The sequence below is a fragment of the Bradyrhizobium sp. LB11.1 genome (genome assembly GCF_040549385.1).
GTDB lineage: Bacteria > Pseudomonadota > Alphaproteobacteria > Rhizobiales > Xanthobacteraceae > Bradyrhizobium.
In genome coordinates this window covers 176,674-199,327 of the sequence record NZ_JBEPTH010000003.1, presented here as the reverse complement: position 1 = coordinate 199,327, position 22,654 = coordinate 176,674, and the positions used below count along the sequence as shown (strand labels likewise).

At 63.5% G+C, this 22,654-nt stretch carries 16 protein-coding genes; 10 read left to right on the top strand and 6 right to left on the bottom strand.

The window, feature by feature from the left end; all coding sequences use genetic code 11:
• Window positions 1-15: 15 nt before the first annotated feature.
• From ABIA96_RS08605 to ABIA96_RS08585, 5 genes are all read right to left on the bottom strand, one after another.
• On the bottom strand, window positions 16-1,296 hold the full coding sequence (locus tag ABIA96_RS08605; RefSeq protein WP_354136614.1) for an acyl-CoA dehydrogenase family protein: 1,281 nt from the start codon (window positions 1,294-1,296) through the stop codon (window positions 16-18).
• Window positions 1,297-1,302: 6 nt separating this feature from the next.
• The gene (locus ABIA96_RS08600) at window positions 1,303-1,707 is read right to left on the bottom strand and encodes a DUF6285 domain-containing protein (RefSeq protein ID WP_354136613.1); all 405 of its coding nucleotides are present in this window, start codon (window positions 1,705-1,707) and stop codon (window positions 1,303-1,305) included.
• Window position 1,708: 1 nt separating this feature from the next.
• Window positions 1,709-2,710, bottom strand: a complete 1,002-nt coding sequence (locus ABIA96_RS08595) for a phosphotransferase family protein (protein ID WP_502918804.1) — start codon at window positions 2,708-2,710, stop codon at window positions 1,709-1,711.
• The gene (locus ABIA96_RS08590; protein ID WP_354136612.1) at window positions 2,707-3,459 is read right to left on the bottom strand and encodes a TetR/AcrR family transcriptional regulator; all 753 of its coding nucleotides are present in this window, start codon (window positions 3,457-3,459) and stop codon (window positions 2,707-2,709) included. Before ABIA96_RS08590 ends, ABIA96_RS08595 begins: the two co-directional genes overlap by 4 nt.
• A 120-nt stretch (window positions 3,460-3,579) precedes the next feature.
• Entirely contained in the window at window positions 3,580-4,275 is a 696-nt protein-coding gene (locus tag ABIA96_RS08585; protein WP_354136611.1) for a TetR/AcrR family transcriptional regulator, read from the bottom strand.
• 147 nt (window positions 4,276-4,422) lie between these two features.
• On the opposite strand from ABIA96_RS08585, the gene ABIA96_RS08580 reads away from it, so the two are divergent.
• The 4 genes from ABIA96_RS08580 (at window position 4,423) to ABIA96_RS08565 (ending at window position 9,065) form a co-directional block, all read left to right on the top strand.
• Window positions 4,423-5,667 (top strand): ABC transporter substrate-binding protein, encoded by a 1,245-nt coding sequence (locus tag ABIA96_RS08580; protein ID WP_354136610.1) that lies wholly within the window; start codon window positions 4,423-4,425, stop codon window positions 5,665-5,667.
• A 12-nt stretch (window positions 5,668-5,679) separates the two neighbouring features.
• A complete protein-coding gene (locus tag ABIA96_RS08575) occupies window positions 5,680-6,489 on the top strand; it encodes an enoyl-CoA hydratase/isomerase family protein (RefSeq protein WP_354136609.1) in 810 nt (269 codons plus the stop codon).
• Window positions 6,490-6,579: 90 nt separating this feature from the next.
• Entirely contained in the window at window positions 6,580-8,127 is a 1,548-nt protein-coding gene (locus tag ABIA96_RS08570; RefSeq protein ID WP_354136608.1) for an acyl-CoA synthetase, read from the top strand.
• A gap of 56 nt (window positions 8,128-8,183) precedes the next feature.
• The gene (locus ABIA96_RS08565; protein ID WP_354136607.1) at window positions 8,184-9,065 is read left to right on the top strand and encodes an enoyl-CoA hydratase-related protein; all 882 of its coding nucleotides are present in this window, start codon (window positions 8,184-8,186) and stop codon (window positions 9,063-9,065) included.
• A gap of 172 nt (window positions 9,066-9,237) precedes the next feature.
• Here ABIA96_RS08565 and ABIA96_RS08560 read toward each other — a convergent pair whose 3' ends face one another.
• Complete coding sequence (locus ABIA96_RS08560) at window positions 9,238-10,233, bottom strand: helix-turn-helix transcriptional regulator (RefSeq protein ID WP_354136606.1); 996 nt, start codon at window positions 10,231-10,233, stop codon at window positions 9,238-9,240.
• Between the two features lie 86 nt (window positions 10,234-10,319).
• Here ABIA96_RS08560 and ABIA96_RS08555 point away from each other — a divergent pair, with 86 nt between their 5' ends.
• The 6 genes from ABIA96_RS08555 to ABIA96_RS08530 all read left to right on the top strand — a co-directional run bounded on the left by ABIA96_RS08555 (window position 10,320) and on the right by ABIA96_RS08530 (window position 22,626).
• On the top strand, window positions 10,320-11,078 hold the full coding sequence (locus ABIA96_RS08555; protein WP_354136605.1) for a pentapeptide repeat-containing protein: 759 nt from the start codon (window positions 10,320-10,322) through the stop codon (window positions 11,076-11,078).
• 101 nt (window positions 11,079-11,179) lie between these two features.
• Window positions 11,180-13,810, top strand: a complete 2,631-nt coding sequence (locus ABIA96_RS08550; protein ID WP_354136604.1) for a PD-(D/E)XK nuclease family protein — start codon at window positions 11,180-11,182, stop codon at window positions 13,808-13,810.
• Window positions 13,807-17,142 carry a UvrD-helicase domain-containing protein gene (locus tag ABIA96_RS08545; RefSeq protein ID WP_354136603.1) on the top strand — a complete coding sequence of 1,112 codons (3,336 nt, stop codon included), beginning with the start codon at window positions 13,807-13,809 and terminating at the stop codon, window positions 17,140-17,142. The genes ABIA96_RS08550 and ABIA96_RS08545 overlap by 4 nt, the downstream gene beginning before the upstream one ends.
• On the top strand, window positions 17,132-18,532 hold the full coding sequence (locus tag ABIA96_RS08540; RefSeq protein WP_354136602.1) for a hypothetical protein: 1,401 nt from the start codon (window positions 17,132-17,134) through the stop codon (window positions 18,530-18,532). The genes ABIA96_RS08545 and ABIA96_RS08540 overlap by 11 nt, the downstream gene beginning before the upstream one ends.
• Window positions 18,533-20,491, top strand: a complete 1,959-nt coding sequence (locus ABIA96_RS08535) for a tyrosyl-DNA phosphodiesterase 1 (protein ID WP_354136601.1) — start codon at window positions 18,533-18,535, stop codon at window positions 20,489-20,491. It abuts the gene before it with no gap.
• Window positions 20,491-22,626 carry an SNF2-related protein gene (locus ABIA96_RS08530; protein ID WP_354136600.1) on the top strand — a complete coding sequence of 712 codons (2,136 nt, stop codon included), beginning with the start codon at window positions 20,491-20,493 and terminating at the stop codon, window positions 22,624-22,626. Before ABIA96_RS08535 ends, ABIA96_RS08530 begins: the two co-directional genes overlap by 1 nt.
• The last annotated feature ends 28 nt before the right edge of the window (window positions 22,627-22,654 follow it).

Here is a 22,654-nt window from a genome sequence, read left to right as displayed (position 1 = left end):
CGACCGGATCTGGTTTTAGGCCCTCTTGTTGGGACCCATGAAACCAAACAGATAGCCTGCCACCTTGCGCATCTGAATCTCCTCGGAGCCCTCGGTGATCCGGTAACGCCGGTGATGGCGGTAGATGTGTTCGAATGCCTTGTGGCGCGAATAGCCAATGCCGCCGTGCACCTGCATGGCGCGGTCGGCCGCTTCGCAGCAGAGCCGGTTGGCCCAATAATTACACATCGAGACCTTGTCGGAGAGACGTTTCTCGACTTCGGGATGGGGCATGCTGTCCATTTCCCAGGCCGTCTTGCGAATGAGTAGGCGGAGCATCTCGATTTGAGTGGCGAGCTCGACCAGCGGGAACTGGATGCCCTGGTTGACTGACAGCGGTTTGCCAAACGGCTTGCGCTGGTTCGCGTATTTGACGCTCTCGTGGACGCAATAGGCGGCGGCACCGAGCGAGCTTGCGGCCTGGCGGATTCGGTTCTCGTGCACGAAGGCCTGCGCGAGCGCGAGGCCGCGGTCGATCTGTCCGAACATCGTGCTCTCGGGCACCCAGACATTGGTGAAGCTGACGCGCGGATGGTCCGTGGGCATGTTGAAGGTCCACATATACTCTTCGACCTTCACGCCGGGGGAGTCCGCCGGAACCAGGAAGGCAGTGATGCCCTTCGCATCGCCGTCCTCGCCGCTGGTCCGGGCGAACAGGCAGCAATGGCTCGCGGTGTGCATGCCGGTGGTCCACATCTTCTCGCCGTCGATGCGCCAGCCTGCGACGCCGTCCCGGGCTTCGCGGACAGCACGGGTTTCCATATGCGTGGCGTCCGAACCGTGATGCGGCTCGGTCAGGCCGAACGTGACGCGGATTTTTCGAGCGAGCGACCCGCGGATGAACTTTTCCTTCTGTTCCGGCGTGCCGAAGTCGCGCAGCATGACAATGAAAGGGAAATTGCCGATCACAGAATGTTCGTTCTGGAGGTCGTTGTGCAGGCCGAGGCCCTGGGTTGCCAGATGCTCGCGGATGACGGCCATCCAGAGATTGCCGCCGCCCTGTCCGCCGAACTCGGTCGGCAGCGAGAAGCGGAAGAATCCCGCTTTGTCCGCCAGCGCCTTGGCCTTTTCGAGCAGGGCTTCCCATTCGGGACGGGGCAGGCCGTCCTTGTCGAAATCGGTCCGCGCCCATTCGCGGCGATGATCGAAGAAGCGCTCATTGTCGTCCTGCGCCTGCAGCGGTTTGATCTCGGCCTGGACGAAGGCGTCGATCTTGGCGAGATAGTCCACGAGATCCTTGGGAATGCTGAAATCCACCGCGGCTCAATCCTTCTTCTGGGGTTGTCGTTGGCCGGCACGCAGCTCCAGCGCGCGGCGATAGCTTGCGTAGCTGGGCTGGTCGATCTTCATCTTGTCGAGCGTGGTCTGCCAGAGATGGTCGGCGAGCCCCTCGCTCTGCAGGTCGAGTTCGCCGCGGCGGATGCGGCCGGAGAGATCGGTCTCCAATTCTTCCAGTGAGCCGTCGCAGCGCAGCAATGCTCGCAACCGAGTTAGCGCCTCGTGCTCGACGGTCTCGCCGAAATTGATTTCTCGGGCGACGAGGTCGACTGCGTTCGCCGCGACCCGCGCCTGGAACGCGGCGTTGGCGGATAGCTGCGGCATCAGAGTCTCGCGCAGCAGCTTTGAGACAGCAGTGAGGATGTCGGCGCCGTTGGGTTGATCCAGCATCTCAATCCGTCCCGGTCAGGATGCGCATCAGATCGATCTCGTTCTCGGATACGCGGCGTGCGATCATCGCGCGCTCCACACTCGGGTCGCGTCCACTCGTGAACCAGTCCAGCATGCTGGCGCAGCTCACGCCCCAGCGCAGGCTGCCGAGCACCTCCCAATATTGCACGCGCGCGGGATCGACGCGCTCGCCGCAGGCTGCCTCATAGGCCTGGAACAATTGCTGCCGCGAACCGAGGCCGCCGACCGGACGGTCGATCTCGCCAAAGCGCCATGGCGGGGTCGAGATCCAGGCGAGATCCTCGGCAGGATCGCCGATATGGGCGACCTCCCAGTCCAGCACCGCGCGCACGCCTTCGCTGCCGAAGATGATGTTGCCGTTGCGGTAGTCGCCATGCACCAGGCGGTAGTTTTCGAGCGGGGCCGGCGCGTTCTGCTCCAGCCAGCGAAACGCGAGGTCAAACACCGGCCGTGCTACGCCGAGACTGTCGTACCGGCCAGCGAGCCGCGCCACGATGATCTCCGCCGGCTTGAACGGTAGTGACGGCAGGCGCGCACTGTCGATGTTTGTCATGGTGCCGCGGATCGTGCCGAACTGCGTTGCGAGGTGAGGGCGGATCGCCGCGAACTCCGTATCGCGCAGCACCTTACGCGCGATCGTCTCTCCCTCGATCCGCGTCATCAGAAAGCCGTCGCCGAGCCTGTCCGCAGGGACCAGTGTGTGCACGACGGTCGCCACCGGCACGCCGCTGCCGTCGAGTACGCGGATCAGGTCGGCTTCGGCCTCCAGCGACAGCGATTCCGTGCTGCGCAGGCCGCCGGGTGAGCGGCGCAGGATCAGCGGATGCAGCACCGCATCGCCGTCAACTGCGTCGAAGGACCACGTCTCCAGGGTGGCGCCTCCCGATAGTCGCCGCAGATTGGCGATGCCGCGCGCGCCTGGCACGAGGTGGATCGTCATGGCCTCGAGGGCGTGGCTGAAGCTATTGTCCATTGCGTTCATGTGTCTCGCGCCGGCGTCGCCGGCCGCTTCCTGCTCTTGGTGCCGGCAACAGCGGCCTGAGCTGCCTCCTGCGTCAGCTGCCGATCCGGATCGGTGTAGACCGCTCGGCACCAGATCTCGGTCACCCCGGTGCAGAGCTTCTTCAACTCCAGTGGCCGTTCGAACGGCTCCATCTTCAGCACGGCAAAGGATTGCGCGGTGCCCTCGACCATCATCGCCAGCGACAACGCTGCGGCATCGGGATCAATCGGCAGGCAGCGGCCGAGCTGGCGCTGGCGTTCGAGATGATCGCGCACCCGGATGATGTAGGCGCTGCGCATGTCGGCGCGCTTGCGGCCGATCTCGGGATCGACATAGCTTGCCTCGAAGAAGGCGCGCAGCAGCCCGCGGTTGGCGCCAAAAATCTCGAAATAGCGCAGATTGTTCTCGTAGACGCGTTGGCGCAGCGTGTTGCCGGAGCGGACCCGGGAGGAGGCAACGATGTCGTCGACCACCTTCGTGATGGTGCGGACGAAGATATCGTCGGTGCTGCGGAAATACAGGTAGAAGGTGCCGCGGCTCAGGCCTGTGGATTCGATGATGTCCTGCACGGTGGCGCGGATGTAGCCCTTGTCGGCGAACACGCGCCTGGCGGCATCGAGCAAAATCTGTTCGGTGGTCTCAGCCGAATTGCGGGCTCGCCGCAACTCTCCCGGCGGCGCGCCACGGCGCACGGCAGCCGAACGCGTGATGCGTCGCTTTCCTGTCACGTCTCCTCCCCTGTCGCGTGCATGGATGCACGTCGTCGCCTGCTTGGCCATCAAACTGACACTGATGTCAGTATCAGTCTTGCGTCTTGTCGTCGTCCTTATCAGGCATTCCTGTCATCGTCAGGCGGTCATTTCCGCGTCGGCCAACCGCCCGGCGCTCTTCGCGCTGAGAGTGGGGCACTGCGCTTGAAACACCTTCAAGCGCTTGAGCATCAGTTGTTGTCCCTTGGTCGTAGCCGCGCCGCGCAAGGCGAGCGCGTAGCCGTAACCGACCGAGGGCTGGATATCCTTGATCTCGATCTCGGCGATGACCCAGTGCAGCATCACCGAGCGAAAAGTGTAATCGAGGCTGCGCATCAGCACGGCGGTGTCGATATCGGACAGCAGCAGGCCCTCGTCGACGGCGTCATCCAGCAGCTTCATCCAAAAGCTGTCGCGCTTCTGGTTGAAGATCGCGCTGCGTTCCTCTGACGCGGATGCAGCCAGAATGCTCGTCCACAGCGCGCGATAGAACACGGGATCGGATTCGTAATAGCTGACCGCGAGCCTTGCGGCCCGCAAGATTCGCTCCAACGGATCGAGCGATTTGAAACTAGCGAAGCGCGTGCCGAAACCCTTGATGTCCTCGAGCACGGCAACCAGAACCGCGCGCTTCGAGCCGAACAGATTGTAGGGCGTAGCGAGGCTGACGCCGGCCTTGGCCGCGAGCGCGCGCATCGAGAGGCCGGCATCGCCGGTCTCGCGGATCAGGTCGCGCGCGGCCTTAATGATGCGCGAGCGCCGCTCTGCCTTTGCCGTGTCGCGTCGGTTTTCCATTCCCGCCTGCCTGCCGTGACCTCTCGCACGAACGATAACGGCTGGTTGACACTCTGACAAATTTATATCACGTTATAAGAACGCGTTATAAAAATAATTCGGCGGACGGGTCGCTAATCCGAAAATTGCCGTGACGGGAGAAATGCCATGCGTACCCTGAATGGATCGTGGCCGGCGTCGTGCGCCTGCATTCTGCTCGCGGGCGCGGTGCTGGCGATCGCGTCACCCCTCCCGGTGCACTCGGAAGCCGCGAAGGCCGACATCAAGATCGGCAATATCGCGCCCTACAGCGGTCCGGCCTCGGCATACAGCGCCTTCGCCAAGACCGAGGCAGCTTATATGAAGATGCTGAACGACAAGGGCGGCATCAACGGGCGCAAGATCCAGTTCATCTCCTATGACGATGCCTACAGCCCGCCCAAGGCGGTCGAGCAGGCGCGCAAGCTGGTCGAGCAGGACGAGGTGGTGGCGATCTTCCAGGCCGTCGGCACGCCCTCGAACGCCGCCATGATGAAGTACATGAACATCAAGAAGGTGCCGCAGCTGTTCTCCGCGACAGGCGCAACCAAGTTCGCGGACCCCAAGAACTTTCCCTGGACGATGGGTTTCTCCCCCTCGGTCTACCGCATCGAGGCCGCGATCTACGCAAAATACATTCTGGCGAATTATCCCGAAGGGAAGGTCGGCGTGCTGTTTCCCAACGATGATTACGGTCGCGACATCTACGGCGGCTTCAAGGACGCACTGGGCGACAAGGCCAAGACGAAGATCATCGCGGAAGCGTCCTACGACAGTACCGAGCCGACCATCGACTCGCAGATCAGCAAGCTGAAGGCGTCCGGGGCCGATATCTTCGTCAATTTCTCGACCCCACGCTTCGGCGCGCTCGCGATCCGCAAAGTCGCCGAGCTCGGCTGGAAGCCCGTGCATTTCATCAACACCACGGCGTCGTCGATCTCGACCGTGTTCAAGCCGGCGGGTCTGGAGAATGCAGTCGGGGTCATGACCGCCCAGGCGATCAAGGAACCCAACGATCCCCGCTACGTCGACGATCCCGGCGTGAAGGAATATCTCGACTTCATGAAGCGCTACAACCCGGAAGGCGATGTCGCCAACGCTCAGAACGCCTACGGCTTCCTTGCCTCGCAGGTGCTGCACAAGGTGCTGGAGCAGTGCGGCGAAGACGTTTCACGCGACAACATCATGAAGCAGGCGACCAACCTCAAGGAGGTCAAGTTCGGCCTGCTGTTCGAGGGCATCAGCATCAACACCAGCCCGACCAACTATTTCCCGATCACCCAGATGCAACTGCTCCGGTTTAATGGTGAGAGCTTTGACAAGGTCGGTCCGATCATGTCGGAGACAGTCATGGTGCCGGAAACGCGTGATTGAGGGGGAGAACCGATGACCGTGCCGCCAAAGATCTCTCCGACGGACTTCCAGTGCCTGAAATACGATGTGACCGGCCACGTTGCGGTGGTCACGCTGAACCGGCCGGAGCGCCGCAACGCGCTCAACCGGCGCGCCTATGACGAGGTCGAATCCGCCTTCCGGGCGGCATCCATCGATACGGACGTGCGCTGTGTCGTCCTCACCGGCTCCGATCCTGCCTTCTGCGCCGGCGAAGACGTCAAGGAGATGATGACCGGCGAGAAGCGGGCGGCCACGCCGGTGGTTCGGCGTCCGCCGACGCCGGCGGCGATGGCCGCGCTTGAGTGCCAGGTGCCGGTGATCGCCGCCGTGAACGGCTCGGCGGTCGGCTGGGGCATGGAGCTTGCGCTCTACGCCGATATCCGCCTGGCTTCGGAGAACGCGAGCTTCGCCGAACTCTTCATCCGGCGTGGGCTAATCTGCGACGTCGGCGGGTTGCTGCGCCTGCCGACCATCGTCGGCCCGGCCAAGGCGGCCGAGCTGCTCTTTACCGGCGACGCTATCGACGCACACGAGGCCGCGCGCATCGGACTGGTCGGTGAGGTGACCGCACATGCGGACCTGATGCCGAAGGCTAAGGACCTCGCCGCGCGCATCGCGCGCAATTCGCCATTGGCGCTGCGCTTCATGAAGGAAGGCCTGCGCCGCGCCACCCATGCTGATCCCCGAGAGACCGGGAGCTGGGCTATTGAGGTGATTTATAAGCTGTTCGACACCGAGGACCATCGCGAGGGCGTGCGCAGCTTCCTCGAGAAGCGGGAGCCCGTGTTCACCGGACGCTGATATCACAGACGAGCGGGGCCGAATCACCGTCCTCGCCAACGCCGCAACACCGCGATAAGCGGGGACTGCAACAGGGCCGGGAGGCACGCGATGAGTTCGTGGGTCAGGATTGGCGATCGCGTCAGGACAAAGGCGGAGATGGACGTGCGCGCCCAACGCGCCGCGCGCGGATATGCCAGCCTCGGTGTCGGTTCCGGCGACGTCGTGGCGGTCTACATGCGCAATGATTTCGCTTTCATGGAAGCGTCCCTCGCGGCAGGCCTGTGCGGCGCCTATGTCGTACCGGTCAACTGGCACAACACGCCGGAGGAAGCCCGTTACGTCCTGGAGAACTCCGGCGCAAAGGTGCTGGTCATCCACGCCGACCTCTGGCGCAACATCGGCCATGCCGTTCCCGCCTCGGTTGCGGTGATCGTTGCTGAGACGCCGCCAAGCTTGCGCGGCCAGTACCGCGTCAGCGACGATGATTCAAAGGTCCCGGCCAGCATGAATGACTGGGAGAGCTGGCTTACGGGCTTCGAGCCGGCGGTGCCGCCGTTCCCGACATCTCCAGGCTCGATGATCTACACCTCGGGCACGACGGGCCGTCCCAAAGGCGTTCGCCGCCAGCCGCCTACGCCGGAGCAGGCCCTGGCGAGCCAGCAGATGATGCGCCTGGTCGGAGGTCTGACGGATTGGGCGGATCGACTGAGCGATGTCGTGCTTCTAATTCCCGGGCCGGCCTATCATTCCAGCCCGAACGGCTGGATGTTCTCGTTCTACAATATGGGTGCCAACATCATAGTCGAGCCGCGTTTCGAGCCCGAGCGGTTGCTGGTCACGATCTCAAAACATCGCGTCACCCATGCCCTGGTCGTGCCGACCATGCTCGTGCGGCTGCTGGCGCTGCCGCCCGAGACACGGTCGCGCTACGACCTGTCGAGCCTGACCTTTGCCATGCATGTCGGAGCACCCTGTCCGCCGCACGTCAAGCGCGGCATGATCGACTGGTGGGGCCCGGTCATCACCGAACACTATGGTTCGACCGAAGTGGGCGCGGTGACCTTCTGCACGTCGGATGAATGGCTCGCGCATCCCGGCACGGTTGGGCAGCGTTTGCCCGGCTGCGCTGTCGTTGTCATGGACGAGGAGGGCAGGGAGCTGCCGCTCGGACAATCCGGCGAGATTGTCTGCGGACGCGAGCACTATCCGGAATTCACCTATCACGGCGATCCCGGCAAGCGCGCGAAGTCGGCGCGCGGTTGTCTCGTCGCGACGGGCGATGTCGGTTTTTTCGACGCAGACGGATTTTTGTACCTCTCGGGCCGCGCGAGCGACATGATTATCTTCGGCGGCACGAACATCTACCCGGCCGAGATCGAGTCGGAGCTGATGAAGGTGCCGGGCGTCGCCGACTGCGCTGTGTTCGGAATTCCTGACAATGAATTTGGCGAGAAAGTCTGTGCCTTCATTCAGCCGAGCAGCGGCGCATCGCTGGACGAGGAGATGATTCGTTCCGACCTGAAGTCGCGTCTTGCCGGCTACAAGATTCCCAGGCGGATCGAGTTCTCCAGCACGCTGCCGCGCGAGGATACCGGCAAGATCTTCAAGCGAAAGCTGAAGGAGCCGTTCTGGCGGGGCACGGGTCGTTCGATCTGAATGCCGGTCCCGGCGTCGCGCCCTGGACGTGTCCGTGACATCGGAAGGATATTATCGTGGATCAACACTACAGCGCCTACAGTTTCATCACCTGCGAGATCGACCGATCGACCCTGGTGATCACGCTGAACCGTCCCGACAAGCTGAATGCCTATACCGGTGGGATGGGCTCCGAGATCGAGGATGCCTTCCGCAAGGCCGATGCCGACGACGATATTCGCGCCATCATCATCACGGGCGCGGGCCGCGCCTTCTGCGCGGGGGCCGACGTCTCGGGCGGTGCGGCGAGCTTCGACACCTCGGGCGCGCATGGCGACGCTGTCTTCGGCAATCGCCTCGCCAGCGGGAGCCCGCGCTCGGGCAGCGGCTTCGTCGATGCGATTTTCCGCTGTAGAAAGCCCTCGATCGCGGCCATCAACGGTCCTGCAGTCGGAATCGGCATCACCATGACACTGCCGATGGACGTCCGGATCGCGGTCAAGGGCGCGAAGATCGGTTTCATCTTCGCGCGACGAGGCTTGGTGCCGGAAGCCGGCAGCGCGTGGTTTCTGCCAAAGCTGGTCGGCCTGCCGCAGGCGTTGCGCTGGGCGATTTCCGGCCGCACCTTCGGCGCCGAGGAGGCGCTGAGCGGCGGTCTCGTCAGCGAAACCACGGAGCCGGCGGATCTGCTGCCGCGCGCCAAGGAGATCGCGCTGGAACTGACCTCGGAGACCTCGGCCGTGTCGGTTGCGCTCACCAGACAGATGCTGTGGCGTTTCGCTGGCGCACCGGACCCCTTCGAGCTTTTGACCATAGATGGTCCCATCTCGCGGGAGCGTGGCAGTACCGCAGATGTCCGCGAGGGCGTCGCCTCCTTCCTGGAGAAGCGCTCGCCGTCATTTCCGGGCAAGGTATCGACCGATATGCCAAATCAGTATCCTTGGTGGAAAGAGCCTTAGGAGGACCTACCGCCTGACTGCCAGTCGTTTGTGAGGTAAATAAGCGCCGACCTTTCGGACGGCGACTGATAGTCTGGCCTGATCAAAAGCGAGGGGGGCGTGTCTACTAGGCCTTGTTGCACCCCGAGATCCTACTGCGGTGGCTCCCGCCAGCGGGCGCGTCCATCGATTTTCAGGGAAGCGCGGCAAAATCAGAGCGCCTATAGGGGTGAACCATTTTTCTGAGCGATTCCGGAGCTAGGACCTCCACCTTGTCTCCCCAGGTATAAAGGTGCCAACACATCTCCAGATGACCAGCGGCCTTGAACCGCACGATCAGGGAGCCGTCAGGCTGGTCTTCCAAAACCTGAGCTGGATGGAAAACAAAGGACCGTGCGTGGTCGGCGGCGGACCGAGAGAATCTCCAAACAACCTCCTCGATCTCCGTATCGTTCTGAAACGTGCCAAACGCCCTTTGTGCGTGAACGTCGATCTTGAATTCGCTATCGCGAACGAAAAGCTCGCCGGTCAGTTCCGCGCTCCTGATGTTCTCAGCGACGTAGTGGCGTAAAGGACCGTTCGGATCGGACATAGCCCGTGCAACAAGGTATCGCCGCGCGCCAATCAATACGCCGTAAGGCTCCACGACTCGTGCGGTGGCGCGAGTTACACCTCGCGAAAGATATACGATCTTCAAACGCTCGCTGGCCTTTAGCGCCGTCGAAATAGCCGAAGCGATGTGCGGAGCCAGGCGAGCAGACGGCCCCGGCCTGGCAGCCAAGCCCTGCGCCTCAAGCAACGCTTCGTGATCGGTCTCTATTCGGGAAATCCTGTCGCGAGGCACGAGAGCGATGATCTTTTCGCGCAGAGTTTCCATCTGCGCTGCTTCGACATCTTGAGCGTTCCGCTTGAGCGTTGCGATCGACAGATCCAGTGCCGCGAGCTCGTCGGACGAGAGCGTCAGCAAATCATGCAGGGCGCCGGTCCGAAGTTTCCAGCGCTTGCGACCCTGTTCGTCGAATCCGCACTCCGAGTCGGGAAACTGCACATCCAGCGTGTGCAGCAGACGCTGGGCCGTCCGCTTGGATGCTCCATATTTGGTTCGGATGTCTTCGATCGTCACGCCATGGCGGCACGACGCGACGTAAGTCGCCAAATCGATCAACCTCTGAGCCTTTTCGAAAGCCATTGTTCGAGTGTCCCTAGGGGTGACACATTTTGTCACCCCCCAGCGCTAAGGTCCACCTCGATGATCTTAGACGAGGAGGTTAATGCATGGATCTGACCAGACGAGCTGTGTTCAGAGGTATTGGCCAAGTGGCCGCGATGTCCTTAGCCGCGGCCGCCGCGCCGGCCATCGTTGACAAGCGTCACGGCAAAGTATCGCAGGACGAATTGACCGCCTCCATCATATCGCACGGCGCTTGGCTCCGGAATCCGCAAGAGGGTGCACGGGCGAGTTTCTCCTATCGCAATCTCTCCGGCCTCGACTTCGATGTTGGGTCGACCGCTCAAGTCGATCTGCGCGATGCGGACTTCACCGGCGCCGACTTGACCGGCGTCAGGGGAGCGAACGTGAGCTTCCTTCGAGCGTCGCTGCACGACGCGCAGCTTTCTTGGTCGCGATTCGAACAAGTGTCGTTCAATCACGCGTGCCTCCGGCGGTCCAAATGCGACAACGTCATCTGGGGATGGGCGGCATCATCCAAGCGCAATCCTGGTCGCGCGGATCCGCGCGAATCGTCGGGCTTCCAGTATACGGATGCCAGCTACGCGGATTTCTGCCGAGCGATTGTTCGAGGATTGTTTCATGAGGCGAAATTCGTGGCCGCTCAGATGAGCGAGGCCGATTTTTCCTATTCGGAGTTCTGCGGTACGGGATTCTCCATTACCTCCTTCCATGCCGCCAACCTCGCTGCGGCAAGATTTAGATTCGCAAACCTTTCGTACGTGAATTTCTCCTCGGCAAAATGCACGGAGACAGACTTCACCGGCGCTGATGTCGGATACCGAACGAGGTTCTCCGAGGCGTAGTGGACGGTGCGCTGGATGGACTATCGCGACTCGACAAAAACGTGCTTCCAAGGAGCGGCTCGTGAAAGGGCGGCAACGTGATCTCAGTCCGTCGAACCATAGTGGTCCATACCAAGCTCGCCGGCCATATGAGTCGGGTAGACGCCGCCCGTCGCAACGAAGCCGGCGTGCAGATTATGACCATGGGGCAGCTTGCCGCGAGGCTTGCCGGCGGTCTGCTTCAACCGTTGGATCTCGACGTCCTCACGGAAGCTGTCAGCGACACGCTCCTGCACATCGAGATGGGCGAGCTCGAGCCTATCAAGGACCTGCCGGGAATGACGGCGGCCGTCTGTGCCACGTTTGATAAGGCGTGGCGCGCCGGGATTGATCTGTTGGAGGTCGGCCATCCGCGAACCGACGCATTGGCTTCGCTCGAACAAGCCGTTGTCCAGCGCTTGCCGGCATCGATGAAGCGTCCGCGCGAACTGGTGGAGATGGCGCTGCGACGGATTGGGCATGCGCCGGCCATAATCGGTCCTCTGGAAATCCAAGGCCACAGCGAGATGTCGCCGTGCTGGAGACCGCTCCTGATGATGCTCGCGGACACAATCGAGGTGTCCTGGATCGCCGGTCCAAGGCATGTTCCGCAATGGCTGAGAGGTTCGAAAGTCTCCGTGGTGAGGACGGATCCGGCCGAGCCGCCGACGGAGCTGTTCTCTTGCGCGAACCAGCTGCATGAGGTGACTGAAGCATTTCGCTGGATGAGGGCGCTGCTGGCGCAGGGGGCGCCGGCCTCGGACATCGCGATCACGTCGTCGAGCCTGGGCGACTACGACGACCATGTATTTTCGTTGGCCCGGGACAGCAATCTTCCGATCCATTTCGTCGGCGGCATCAAGGCGCTGACTACAGCCGAAGGACAGGCAGCCAGCGCTCTGGCCGAGGTGATGGTCAAAGGTCTGTCGCAAGAGCGGGTTCGTCGGCTGCTCGCGTTGCTGCGGGGCGGGCCCGCGCTGCGCGACCTCACAGGAGAATGGACCCGGCTGCTTCCCGCCGATGCGCCGCTGACCTCGGTCGAGCGCTGGGAGCGGGTGCTGACGCAGGCCGACGCCGCCGCCTGGCCCCAGGGCAAGAACATGGCGTCCGAGGTGATTGCGGTGATCCGGCTCCTCGACCGTGGCGCCGAGGCGGCGGAGGAGGCCGGCGAGACTCTGTTGAGTGGATTGCAACGGTCGCTATGGCGGCGCGCGCTGCGGGAGGGCCCGGCACAAGCACTCCCAGTTACCCTGGCACGGTTGCGCATCGATGACGACATCGAGCCCGCGGCCAACGCGATCTGGACGTCGGCGTTTGCGCTGGCGTCGCGGCCGCGCCCGCACGTCTGGTTGATGGGTTTGAATGCCGGGCGCTGGCCGCGGCGGATTTCGGAGGACAGGCTCATTCCGGATCACGTGCTGCCAATCGAGAAGCTCGATCCGCTTCCGGTGGCCGACGGTGATAAACGGGATTTGCGGACCATCGTGACCATGGCGCGGAGCGTCGCAATTTCGTTCAGCCGGCGCGACGCCGAAGGCCGCATGCTCGGTCGCTCGCCGCTGATCACGGATCTGACGGAGACTTATCTTGATCGCGCCGGCACGCCTAGCCACGCCGCCAGCGAATCCGATCGGCTTCTGGCCCGCCCGTCGGAATTCACCAACCTGCCGATCGCCGTCTCCGGGCTTGCGTGCTGGCGGGACTGGCATCGCCACGAGATCACAGAGCACGACGGCCTGATTGCGCCGGCCCATGCCCGGCTAACGAAACTGTTCGAGCGGCCGCTATCGGCGACGTCGCTGAAGATGCTGTTGCGCGACCCGATCCGCTTTGTTTGGCGCTACGGTCTCGGCTGGAAGGCGCCGGAGGATGTCGACGAGCCGTTGAGGCTCGACCCCAATGTCTTCGGGACCCTTGTTCATGCGTTGCTTCGGGGCGCCGTTGAGCGCCTCGAGGACGAGGGCGGCTTGGCCGGCGCTCGCCAGCACCAGATCGACGCCGCGCTTGCCGCTGCGCGCGACCGGACTATCGCGGACTGGGAGGATGCCAAACCGGTGCCGCCGGACGTGATCTGGCGCAGCACGAGCGCCCGTGGCCACGAGCTGGCGGCGGCCGCGCTCGCCTATGACCTCGGAAAGTTTCCGGGTCAGCAGACCTGGTGCGAAATTCCGTTCGGCGAAACCGGTCCGGACGAGAGCGGTCGCGAGCTTCCGTGGAAGACCGACGTCGCCGTCGAGATCCCGGGCACCGGCCTTCTAATCAAGGGGCAGATCGATCGGCTTGATCTCGCGGGCGACCGTTCGCGCGCCCGTGTCGTCGACTACAAAACGGGCAAGCTCGCCAAGAAGATGGACGAGTTGGTCATCAAGGGCGGCACCGAGTTGCAGCGTTGCCTCTATGCGTTCGCTGTCAAGACCTTGCTCGGCAACCACGTGGCTATCGAAGCCTCGCTGCTTTATCCGAACGCCCGCGGGGGCGAACAGGCCGTCTTTCCGCTGTTCGACCTCGACGGTGCGCTGACGAAAATTTCGATGGCGGCAGCCGCGTCGCGCGATGCGTTGCTGTCAGGTGTGGCGCCGCCCGGACAGGATGCGGCGGACGACTACAACGATCATGCATTCGCGTTGCCGGCAAACGCCGGCTATCTGCCGCGGAAGCTACCCTTGGCGCAGGAGAAGCTCGGCCCGGCCGCAGCTGTTTGGGGCGAACCATGAAGGCGATCCCCGATCTGGCTGCCCGCATGACTGCGCTGACCGCCATTGACCGCACCCTGCTGGTCGAGGCTGGTGCCGGTTCCGGCAAGACCTCGGTAATGGCGGGGCGCGTCGCCGTGCTGTTCGCCGGAGGCGTCGAGCCGAAGCACATCGCCGCGATCACCTTCACCGAATTCGCCGCCAGCGAGCTCCGGCTCCGGATCGAGCGGTTCACGACGGCGCTATCGATGGGCGAGGTGCCTCGCGACCTCAGAGACGTCTTTCCGAACGGCGTCCCCGAGGCACAGAAGGCAAATCTCTATCGGGCTTGCGAGACGTTCGACCAATTGACCTGCAGCACCATCCATGGCTTCGCCCAAGCGCTGATCAAGCCCTATCCGGCCGAGGCTGGCATCGATCCGGGAGCGGACATCGTCGACCCCACCGAGGCCGATCTGGCGTTCAAGGAGCGATACGACGCATGGCTGAAGGAACGGCTCTCCGGAGACGAGGGCGACGGTTTGATCGCCCAGCTCATCCTCGGGAGCGAGGCCGCCGGGTTGAAGCTTGTGGAAGACGTCGCTCAGTTTCTGCGGAGGAATCGCGACGCCGAGTGCGCGCAGGTTGCGTGGTCGCCCAAAGCCATGACCGACCTCATGGCGGCCGCAAAGCAGCTCGAGGCCGAGCTCGGCGGTTACGGCTATCAGGAGGAGAAGACCTCCGCCGCTTGCCGGGCGTTGCGCGATCTCGCCGATCTGCTTGACGGCCACAAGCTCGCCGACGCGACGCCCAGCAACGCCGCCCTGATCGGCGCGCTGAACTTCGAGCGCGACGAGACCTGCTTCATCCAGACTGGCGGCGCGAGAGCGCTTCAGACCAGCGGGAAATGGCAAGACGCCGCCGCCAAGGCGGGCCATTCCAAGGCCGACGGAAAAGCGGCGTTCGACGCGATCCTTCCCCGGTATAAGGCCTGCCACGAGGCCCTGCAGGCCTTGCTCGGTGCCATCGCAGGCGAACTGTTGTCTCGCCTGCGCAACGAGATGCAGAGTCTTCGCGACGACTGGCGCGACTACAAGCGGGACGCCGCGCTATTGGATTTCGATGACCTGCTTTACATCGCGCGCAAGCTGCTTAGGGACCATGAGGAGGTGCGGCGGGCGCTATCGCAGCGATTCCGCCACGTCATGGTCGACGAATTCCAGGACACCGATCCGCTGCAGATCGAGATACTGTGGCTGATCTGCGGGGACGACTGCGAAGAAGGCGACGCGCTGGCGCGACCGCTGCGCTCCGGCAGCCTATTCATGGTGGGCGATCCCAAGCAGGCGATCTACCGCTTCCGTGGCGCCGACGTGAACGCCTACATCGCCGCCCGGACGGCGATCAGCACCGGCTCCCGGATCAAGATCACCGCCAACTTCCGCTCCGTCGAACCGATCCTCGCATTCGTCAACAAGCGATTCGAACCGGCGCTGTCGGCTGACGGGCAGCCCGGCTTCTCCGAGTTGTCGCCGATCCATCCCGCGATCGGGACCAGGCCGGGCGTCTGCGCGCTGGATGTGGTCGTCGAGGGGGAGAAGCCGAAGGCCGCCGCTATACGCGACGGCGAAGCGCTGGCGGTAGCCGATCTCTGTAACAGGTTGGTCGGCAACCTGGAGGTCCGTGATGATCACACGGGCGAGGTGAGGGCGTGTCGTTTCGGCGACATCGCGCTGCTGGCGCCAGTAGGCACCGAACTTTGGCGGTTCGAGGAGGCGCTGGAGGAGTTGGCGATTCCGGTCTCCACCCAGGCCGGCAAGGGCTTCTTCCGCCGCCAGGAGATCCAGGATCTGATCGCACTGACCCGCAGTCTCGCCGACCCCCGCGACACGCTCGCGTTCGGCGCGCTGCTGCGTGGGCCGCTGGTCGGCCTGACCGAGAATGAACTGCTGGATCTCTCGGAGGCTCTGCCGGTTGATCCGGAACGGCAGGGCCTGCCGATGCTTACGCTCCAGACCGATCCGGCAAGCGTGAACCATCCGGTCGCCAAGGATGTGCTGACGAAGCTTTCTTCGCTCCGCCGGCGCGCCCGGACTACGACGCCCTACGCGCTGCTGGCCGATGCGACTGCGGCTCTTCATGTTCGTCCGCAGATCCGACAGCGCTTCAAGGCCGGTGCCGAGCGGGCGGTCGCTAACGTTGATCTCTTCCTCGAAATGGCGCGAGCCTACGACGTCCGCGGATTGCGGGCTTTTGCCGGCGACATGTGGGCCAACTGGGAGGAGGCCGTCCGTCAGGTCGAGGGCCGGCCAGATGCCGAGCAGGAGGCGGTCTCTCTGATCACCGTGCATGCCGCCAAGGGGCTAGAATGGCCGATAGTCATCCCTATCAACATGACCGGCACGCCGAAGTCCGAATCCGGCCTGGTGCAGGATCGCTCGAAGAACCTGTTCTCGATCCCGATCCTCGGCAACTGCCCCGCTGACTATGCCGGCATCGAAGCCCGCGCCGAGGAGGAGCAGCGGCGCGAGCGCGTGCGGCTTTGGTACGTGGCCGCGACCCGCGCACGCGACCTGCTGATCCTGCCCAGACATTCCGCCGCTCTGTCGGACAAGTGCTGGGCGAAGCTCGTCGATCTCGGCGTTGCCGAACTGCCGCCGATCGATCTCGAGGACACCGGCACCGCTAAGGAGCGAACTGCGTCGCCGCAGGAAAACGGACAGAGCCGGGAGATCTTCGCCGCAGAGGCAGCCGCCATTTTCGGCGGCCGCAAGGTCGTGACGTGGCGCCGTCCGAGCCGCAGCGAACTCGATCAGGTCGGCGAGGGGGGAGCCAAGATAGAAAGCGCCGAAATTCCGGAAGCGGTCGAAATTGCTCCGGCCGCCGTCCTCGGCAGCTCGACGCGCGGCACCATCCTCCACAAGCTGATCGAGGAGGTGCTGACCGGCGAAGCCGAGGACGCGAAATCCGGCCTGGAGGTCCGGGCCGCCGACCTGATCCGGCAGATGGGGCACGAGCCCGCGCTGGACCCAAAGGATGGCATCTGTGCCGCGGAATTGGCCGGCACGGTCCTCCGGACGCTCGCGCTGCCGGACATCGCGGTGCTCCGACCGCGGCTAGTTCCTGAACTGCCGGTGTTCGGAAGCCAGACGCGGGACGGCGAGGAGATATTGCTCTCGGGTCAGGCGGACGCGGTCGCATTCGACGAGGCCGGCGCCATCGAGGTCGTCGTCGACTGGAAGAGCGACGTGGCTCCGGAACAGTCGGGCATCGGCCACTACCGCCAGCAGATCGGCGACTACCGGAAGCAGACCAACGCCCGGCGGGCGCTGCTGGTGTTCATGACAACTGGGCAGGTCATCGATGTCGTTTGAACATCTCGGTGAACCGACCCAAGGGCCACGGCTGCTATTTACGGAGCCTTGGGATCCGATCGTCGTCAGGCGCGGTGACGCGCTCGGTCTTCTTGCTCTCACCAGCGTGTTCGCCGAGATGGTGGCGCCGGGACTGACCAATCGTGTGCGTGACGGACGATGGGTCACCATCCTGTCCTGGTGTCTCGTCCGGTCGCAACAGATCTTCCAGGCGAGCGGAGGCAGGTCCGTCGTCACCCGGGCCGAGCAGAGCGCGCGGTACGCATGGCTGCGGCCGCTCGAACTCATGTGGGCTGCCAGGACCATCGGGCTGGCGGAAGATGACTGGAGGGATCGGCCGCTGCTGGGCCGCCGGCGCATCCAGCCCTGGTACGAAGATTACAGCAATCGGAGGTATTCGGCCGATCGGTTCGGAATGTCCGTCGACCAATTCCGGGCCTATCGACAGACCGGCACGTATGGCGGATATCGCGTCGCATTCCGCAAATGGACTGGTATGACCGTCGGCGGCGACGGCTGGACGCCAGGCCCGGCAGCGAACAAACTGGCCAAGTGGCTGGATGCCAGACTTGGATCGGCCGCTCCGGATTGGCCTCTTAATGCCAGCCACCTCAGCGACGACGGGATTTCGATCAGGAGCGCCAAGCTGGGTCGCGGCGATGAATGCAAGTGGTGGCTGCAGCACTGGAGCAATTTCGACCGCAGCGGCAAGCGGGCGGAGGAAACTCTGCCGCGACCCCGGGACGAGTTCGAGATCCTGCCGGAGGTAGATCTGCTTCGCCCTATCGTGTTCGAGGACCATGGCGGAAAGAGACGCCGCAGAGTCGCGCTAGAGATCGCCAAGTGCGGCGCCAAAGATCATCTCGGGGTGTGCAGGCACTTGGGGCTTCTGTTCAAGGACGAAGAGCCCGCCATGGCATTGCTGCCGCGGTTTTCCCGCCTGGCCGACGCCGGGATAGCGGCGATGGAGGTGATCGCAAAATCCCTTGGCGGGAAAAGTCAGATTCCTCTCGCGGAGGCGGCCTCTTCGCCCTCGGCGGGACGAGTTTGCCAAGAACTCCTTGCTGCCGCCCGAGAATGGCCAACAGCCGCCGATCTTACGCTCCGGCACGTCGATACGGCGTACAGGTTTGCGAACGCGATCCGGAGCGCAGATCCCGTCGAGTGCTTCACGGACCTGCTGCAGCATCATGAGATGTACGGTGGAGGATTGCGGTGGTTCGTGCTGCGCAACGGGCGGATCGAGCCGCGGATGCCGCCGCTGGCCAATGCCTCCGGCTACCGCTTTCGGCTCTGGTCTCTTTGCCGGCTGGCGACGCAGTGCGGAGTAATCCGCGAGATGCCCGCAGGTCTTCGCGAAGAGGACGACGACCTGACCGAGGACGTGTAAATGGGAGCTATCGGTTGGGAATCGCTTCTGAAAACCGACGCTCCGCCGGAATGCACCCTGGTCCGCGCCTTCTTCAGCACCTACGATCGGGCAGATGAGCGTCTGCTTGTCGAGCACGCGCTTCCGCTGTTTCTGAAGCTCGGCCATGAACCCGCGGGGGACGGAGCCGAACGTCAGTATTTCCTGATCGAGCTCGACCGGCGCCTGCGGCAGATGCATGATCGCATCGTCGTGGTTTCGTCCAATGCCCGCGAAGAGCCAGTGGAGCGGGACGGAGGCGACAGCGCATACCAATGGATTTGGCGCTCGATCCGCCACCTCACGGTCGGCAGTCGCGGAAGGGCGGTTCAACACTCAAAGCTATGGCTCCTGCATTGGAGCAGTCCGGACGGACCCGACTACCTGGAAATCGTCGTGTCGTCCGCAAACCTGACGCTTGCGGCGCTGAAGGGGCAGCTCCAGTCCGCGTGGCGGACCCTGATCACGCTGAAGCCTCAACGGTCTGACGCGAGACTGTCGACCTGGGGGATCCTGCCCAGTTTCGTGCGTGAACTGGCCATCTCCGCCGGAGACGGCCAGAATCTTGATCCTTTCCTAGAGCTGCTCGCGCGCGGCGAATGCCCCGAGTCGATCACCTTCGTGGCGAGCGTTCCCGGGGTGCACTCGCGCGCCGTCCTGCGCCGCACGCCCTGGGGCGCTGCGGGGCTGGCGAAGATTGCACCGGCGGGAAACGGCGCGGCCGGCGCCTCCATCACGACGCCCTATGTCGGGTCTTGGGACGCGGAGACGCTTCGCCGATGGTGCGGCAACTTCGGCGGCACTACCGAACGATTGGAGCTCGTCTGGATCGAGAAGAGTCATCCATGGCAACGTTGCTGGCTGCTGCCGAAGAACACGCTCCGCTCTTTGCTCGAAGCTGGAGCCTCCATCCTGAGGCTGGGCCGCGACCCGGCGGACTCGGACCGGTCGGATGCGTTCCACGTGCGGCACCGTCAGGCCGACGACCGCTGGAGCCATGCCAAGCTTTACCATTTCAGGCGCGGTAACTCGCGCCGCCTCCTGGTTACCTCGGCGAACTTCAGCATGGCGGCGTGGGGTCGCGAAGATGAGCAGGGGGCGCTGACGATCGAAAATTTCGAATTGGGGGTCTCTGTCGAACAGGCCGACTGGCCGTTTGAGCACCTCGAACCGTTCGACGACGAGAAGGACATCGCGACAGTCGCGGACCTTGGCACCCGCAGTTCGCCCCTGATCAGCTGGGGCAGAGCGACGTGGAACGGAGAAGTGGTCCGAATCGAATGCCGCTGCGGTTCTCCTTCGGAGGTTTCCGGCGAGTTGCGTGCGGGCGGCGAGACGGATCCTGTTGCGCGATGGACGAGCGACGGTGCCGACGGTCTCTGCCGTGCAGACATGCAGTATAGCGGACCGTGGCTCTCTCCGTTCGTCGTCGAGCTGACCTGCCAGGACGAATGCCTCCGGCTTCCGGTGTTCGATGAACGCGAACTGGAGGACCGGGAAAATACTCTGCTGCCGGAAGTAGACACAGCGCTGCTGCAAGCTCTCGGGGACCAGCTTTTGTTCGAGGAGTACGGCGGCCGCACAGCGGCTGAGGATCCGGCCGAAACCGCTGATGCCGTCGATGATCTGGCGTTTCCGGAGGACGGCGATGACGAGACGCCAGATGGCTCCCGTTCCGAAAGTTATGCGGTCCCCGCCTTCGTGCTGGCACGACGGCATCTCGCTGTCGTGGATAGCTGGGCGGACGCCGTGAAGGAGCTGTCGCGAAGGCAGCCGGACGACTTCCGTCGGAAGCATCTGCGGCGGGACGGCGAACTTCTGGTGGAGGCGTTCCGGCGACAGTCCGAGCGCGACCGAACCGCCGGTCCGACCGGCGCGCTGGGGGCCGGTCTCGCCGCCGAGGAACTGGCCATTCGCCTCAAACATTTTCCGGAGTGCTGATGCTGCCGATCGAGCCTCTTAATCTTCGCGCCCAGCAGTGGCAGTTTCTGTCCAATCCGGACGCGTACATCAAAGCCAGCGCCGACGGCGGGAGGGTGCTGGCCGCCGACAGCACGCGGCGTCAGTTTGACACCGCGGCTGACATCCTCGTGCGGCTTAACGGCAGTTTGGGAGAGCGTGCGCGGCGAGGATTGCTGCTGGCGGATGACGTCGGCCTCGGCAAGACAGCCGTGGCGGCCCTGGTCGCGTGGGTGGTTGCTTCGGCGGGCGAGGGTCGTTCCGTTCGGATACTCGCGCCGAACGACGTCATGGTAAGGCGGTGGGAAGCGGAGCTTCTCGATCACGTTCTTCCCATGGGCAGATGCGCTCCGCATCTGGAGGTTCGCGAGTCGCGCGTGAAGGCGCGCAAGGTGGAGAGGCTCACGACGGGCTCGATCCAGGTGGTCAAGCACTCCTACGCTTCGTCGGATTTCAATCTTGGATGCGATCTGCTGATCGTCGACGAGGCGCACAGGGCGAAGGGCGATCAGACCTGCTTCAGCAAGGCCCTGAAGCGGCAGCGCAAGCACGCAAAACGCATCCTCATCCTGACCGCCACCCCCTTCAGCATCCGCATCGATGAACTCCAGCGCATGCTGAGCCTGATCGGTGCCGAGGAGGCCTCTTCGCCTGTGCGCGCCTTCAGTCGAACCCTGGATGACCTGTATTCCGGCAACACGACGCGGAATCCGGAAGTCGTAGCCGAACGTCTGGTGGGGAGAGCGAAGGCGGCGATCGAAGCGATGGCGCCGTTCGTCATTCGGCATGGGGTCGATGATCTGCCGGACGAGCAGCACTCGTTCGGCACCCGCGAAGACTGGTCCATACCCGTTCCGCAAGCCAGCCCTTCGGAGGAGGAGTTGATCCTCCGGATGGATCGGGCGCTGAGAGTAGCTTCACAAGGCGCCGGCCGAGCCAGAAATGATCCTCGCTTCCACGTCGGGTGGCGACACTACGATGCGGAAAGCGATAGGCTTGAACGCGACAGGATTCAACTTGGCGAACCGGCCAAGTCAATCGTCGGAAACCACCTCTCGGCGATGGGCCGCCTCCGTAGGGAAGTGGGAATCCATTCCAAAGTCGCGGCAGTGACCAGGGAGGTCAAGGAAGTCCTCCAAAGCGGCGAAAAGGTGCTGCTGTTCTGTCACCACCACGCGACCGCACAAGAACTCGCCGCCAGCCTGCATTCGAACCTCCCGACTACACCGAAGCATCCTGCGCCCGCCCCGAAGATCTGGGAGTCCGCTTGGAATGAGGCGCTAGACCGCGAATCCGAAGACGCCGTGGACCAGGAGTTGCGGCGAACGTTCATAAGGTGGTTGTGCGGCGATCTTGTAAGGACGCAAACTCGGGCCTGGCTGGGCGCCAACCCGAGCGCTTCGTCGGATCTCGCACATTCCATCACCACCGGGCGAGCGCGAGGCTGCGATAATGCGGAGTACATCGGCGAGGCGGCCTTGCGTCTGTATGATGCGCTAATCCACTCGAGATCCAGCCGCGAGGTCTTGAAGAGGTCGGCCGAGCGGCTGGATCTCCTGCCCGGTGCAAACGGAACGTCGCGCGTTTTGGCGGTATGCGAGCCCAGCGAAAGCAAAAAAGAGGCTCTGATTTTCGTTCACAACCGGCAGCCGGACACGGCGATCTCGGTCTTCAACAGCCCGTTCGGTCCCGACGTGTTGGTGGTGACCGACAAGCTCTCGGAGGGTATCGATCTCCATCGGTATTGCAGACATCTCATTCACTACGAACTGGATCCGAGTCCGATTAGGACGGTACAGCGGAACGGGCGGCTTCGGCGCGTGAATAGCTGGGCCGCCGTAACGGGGAAAGGCATCCGATACGCTTATCCTGCATTCCGCGGAACACGCGACCACCGCGTTGTACAGATCATGAAGAAGCGCATCGACAGCTTCTCGCTGCTCCTTGGGGGCGTTCAGGACTTCGATATCGACCAGGTGATCCATTCCGATGAGCAGTGGCGCAACGAAGTCATTCGGATCGCCAAGAAACGCCTAATCAGCAGCGCGACGATCCTTCGGGCAAAAAGGTCGACTGAGTACGCGAGAACCGCTCCTGTCGGAAGTCTCGCTCCTTAACCGCTGCCGCGCGCAAACTCACTTCTGG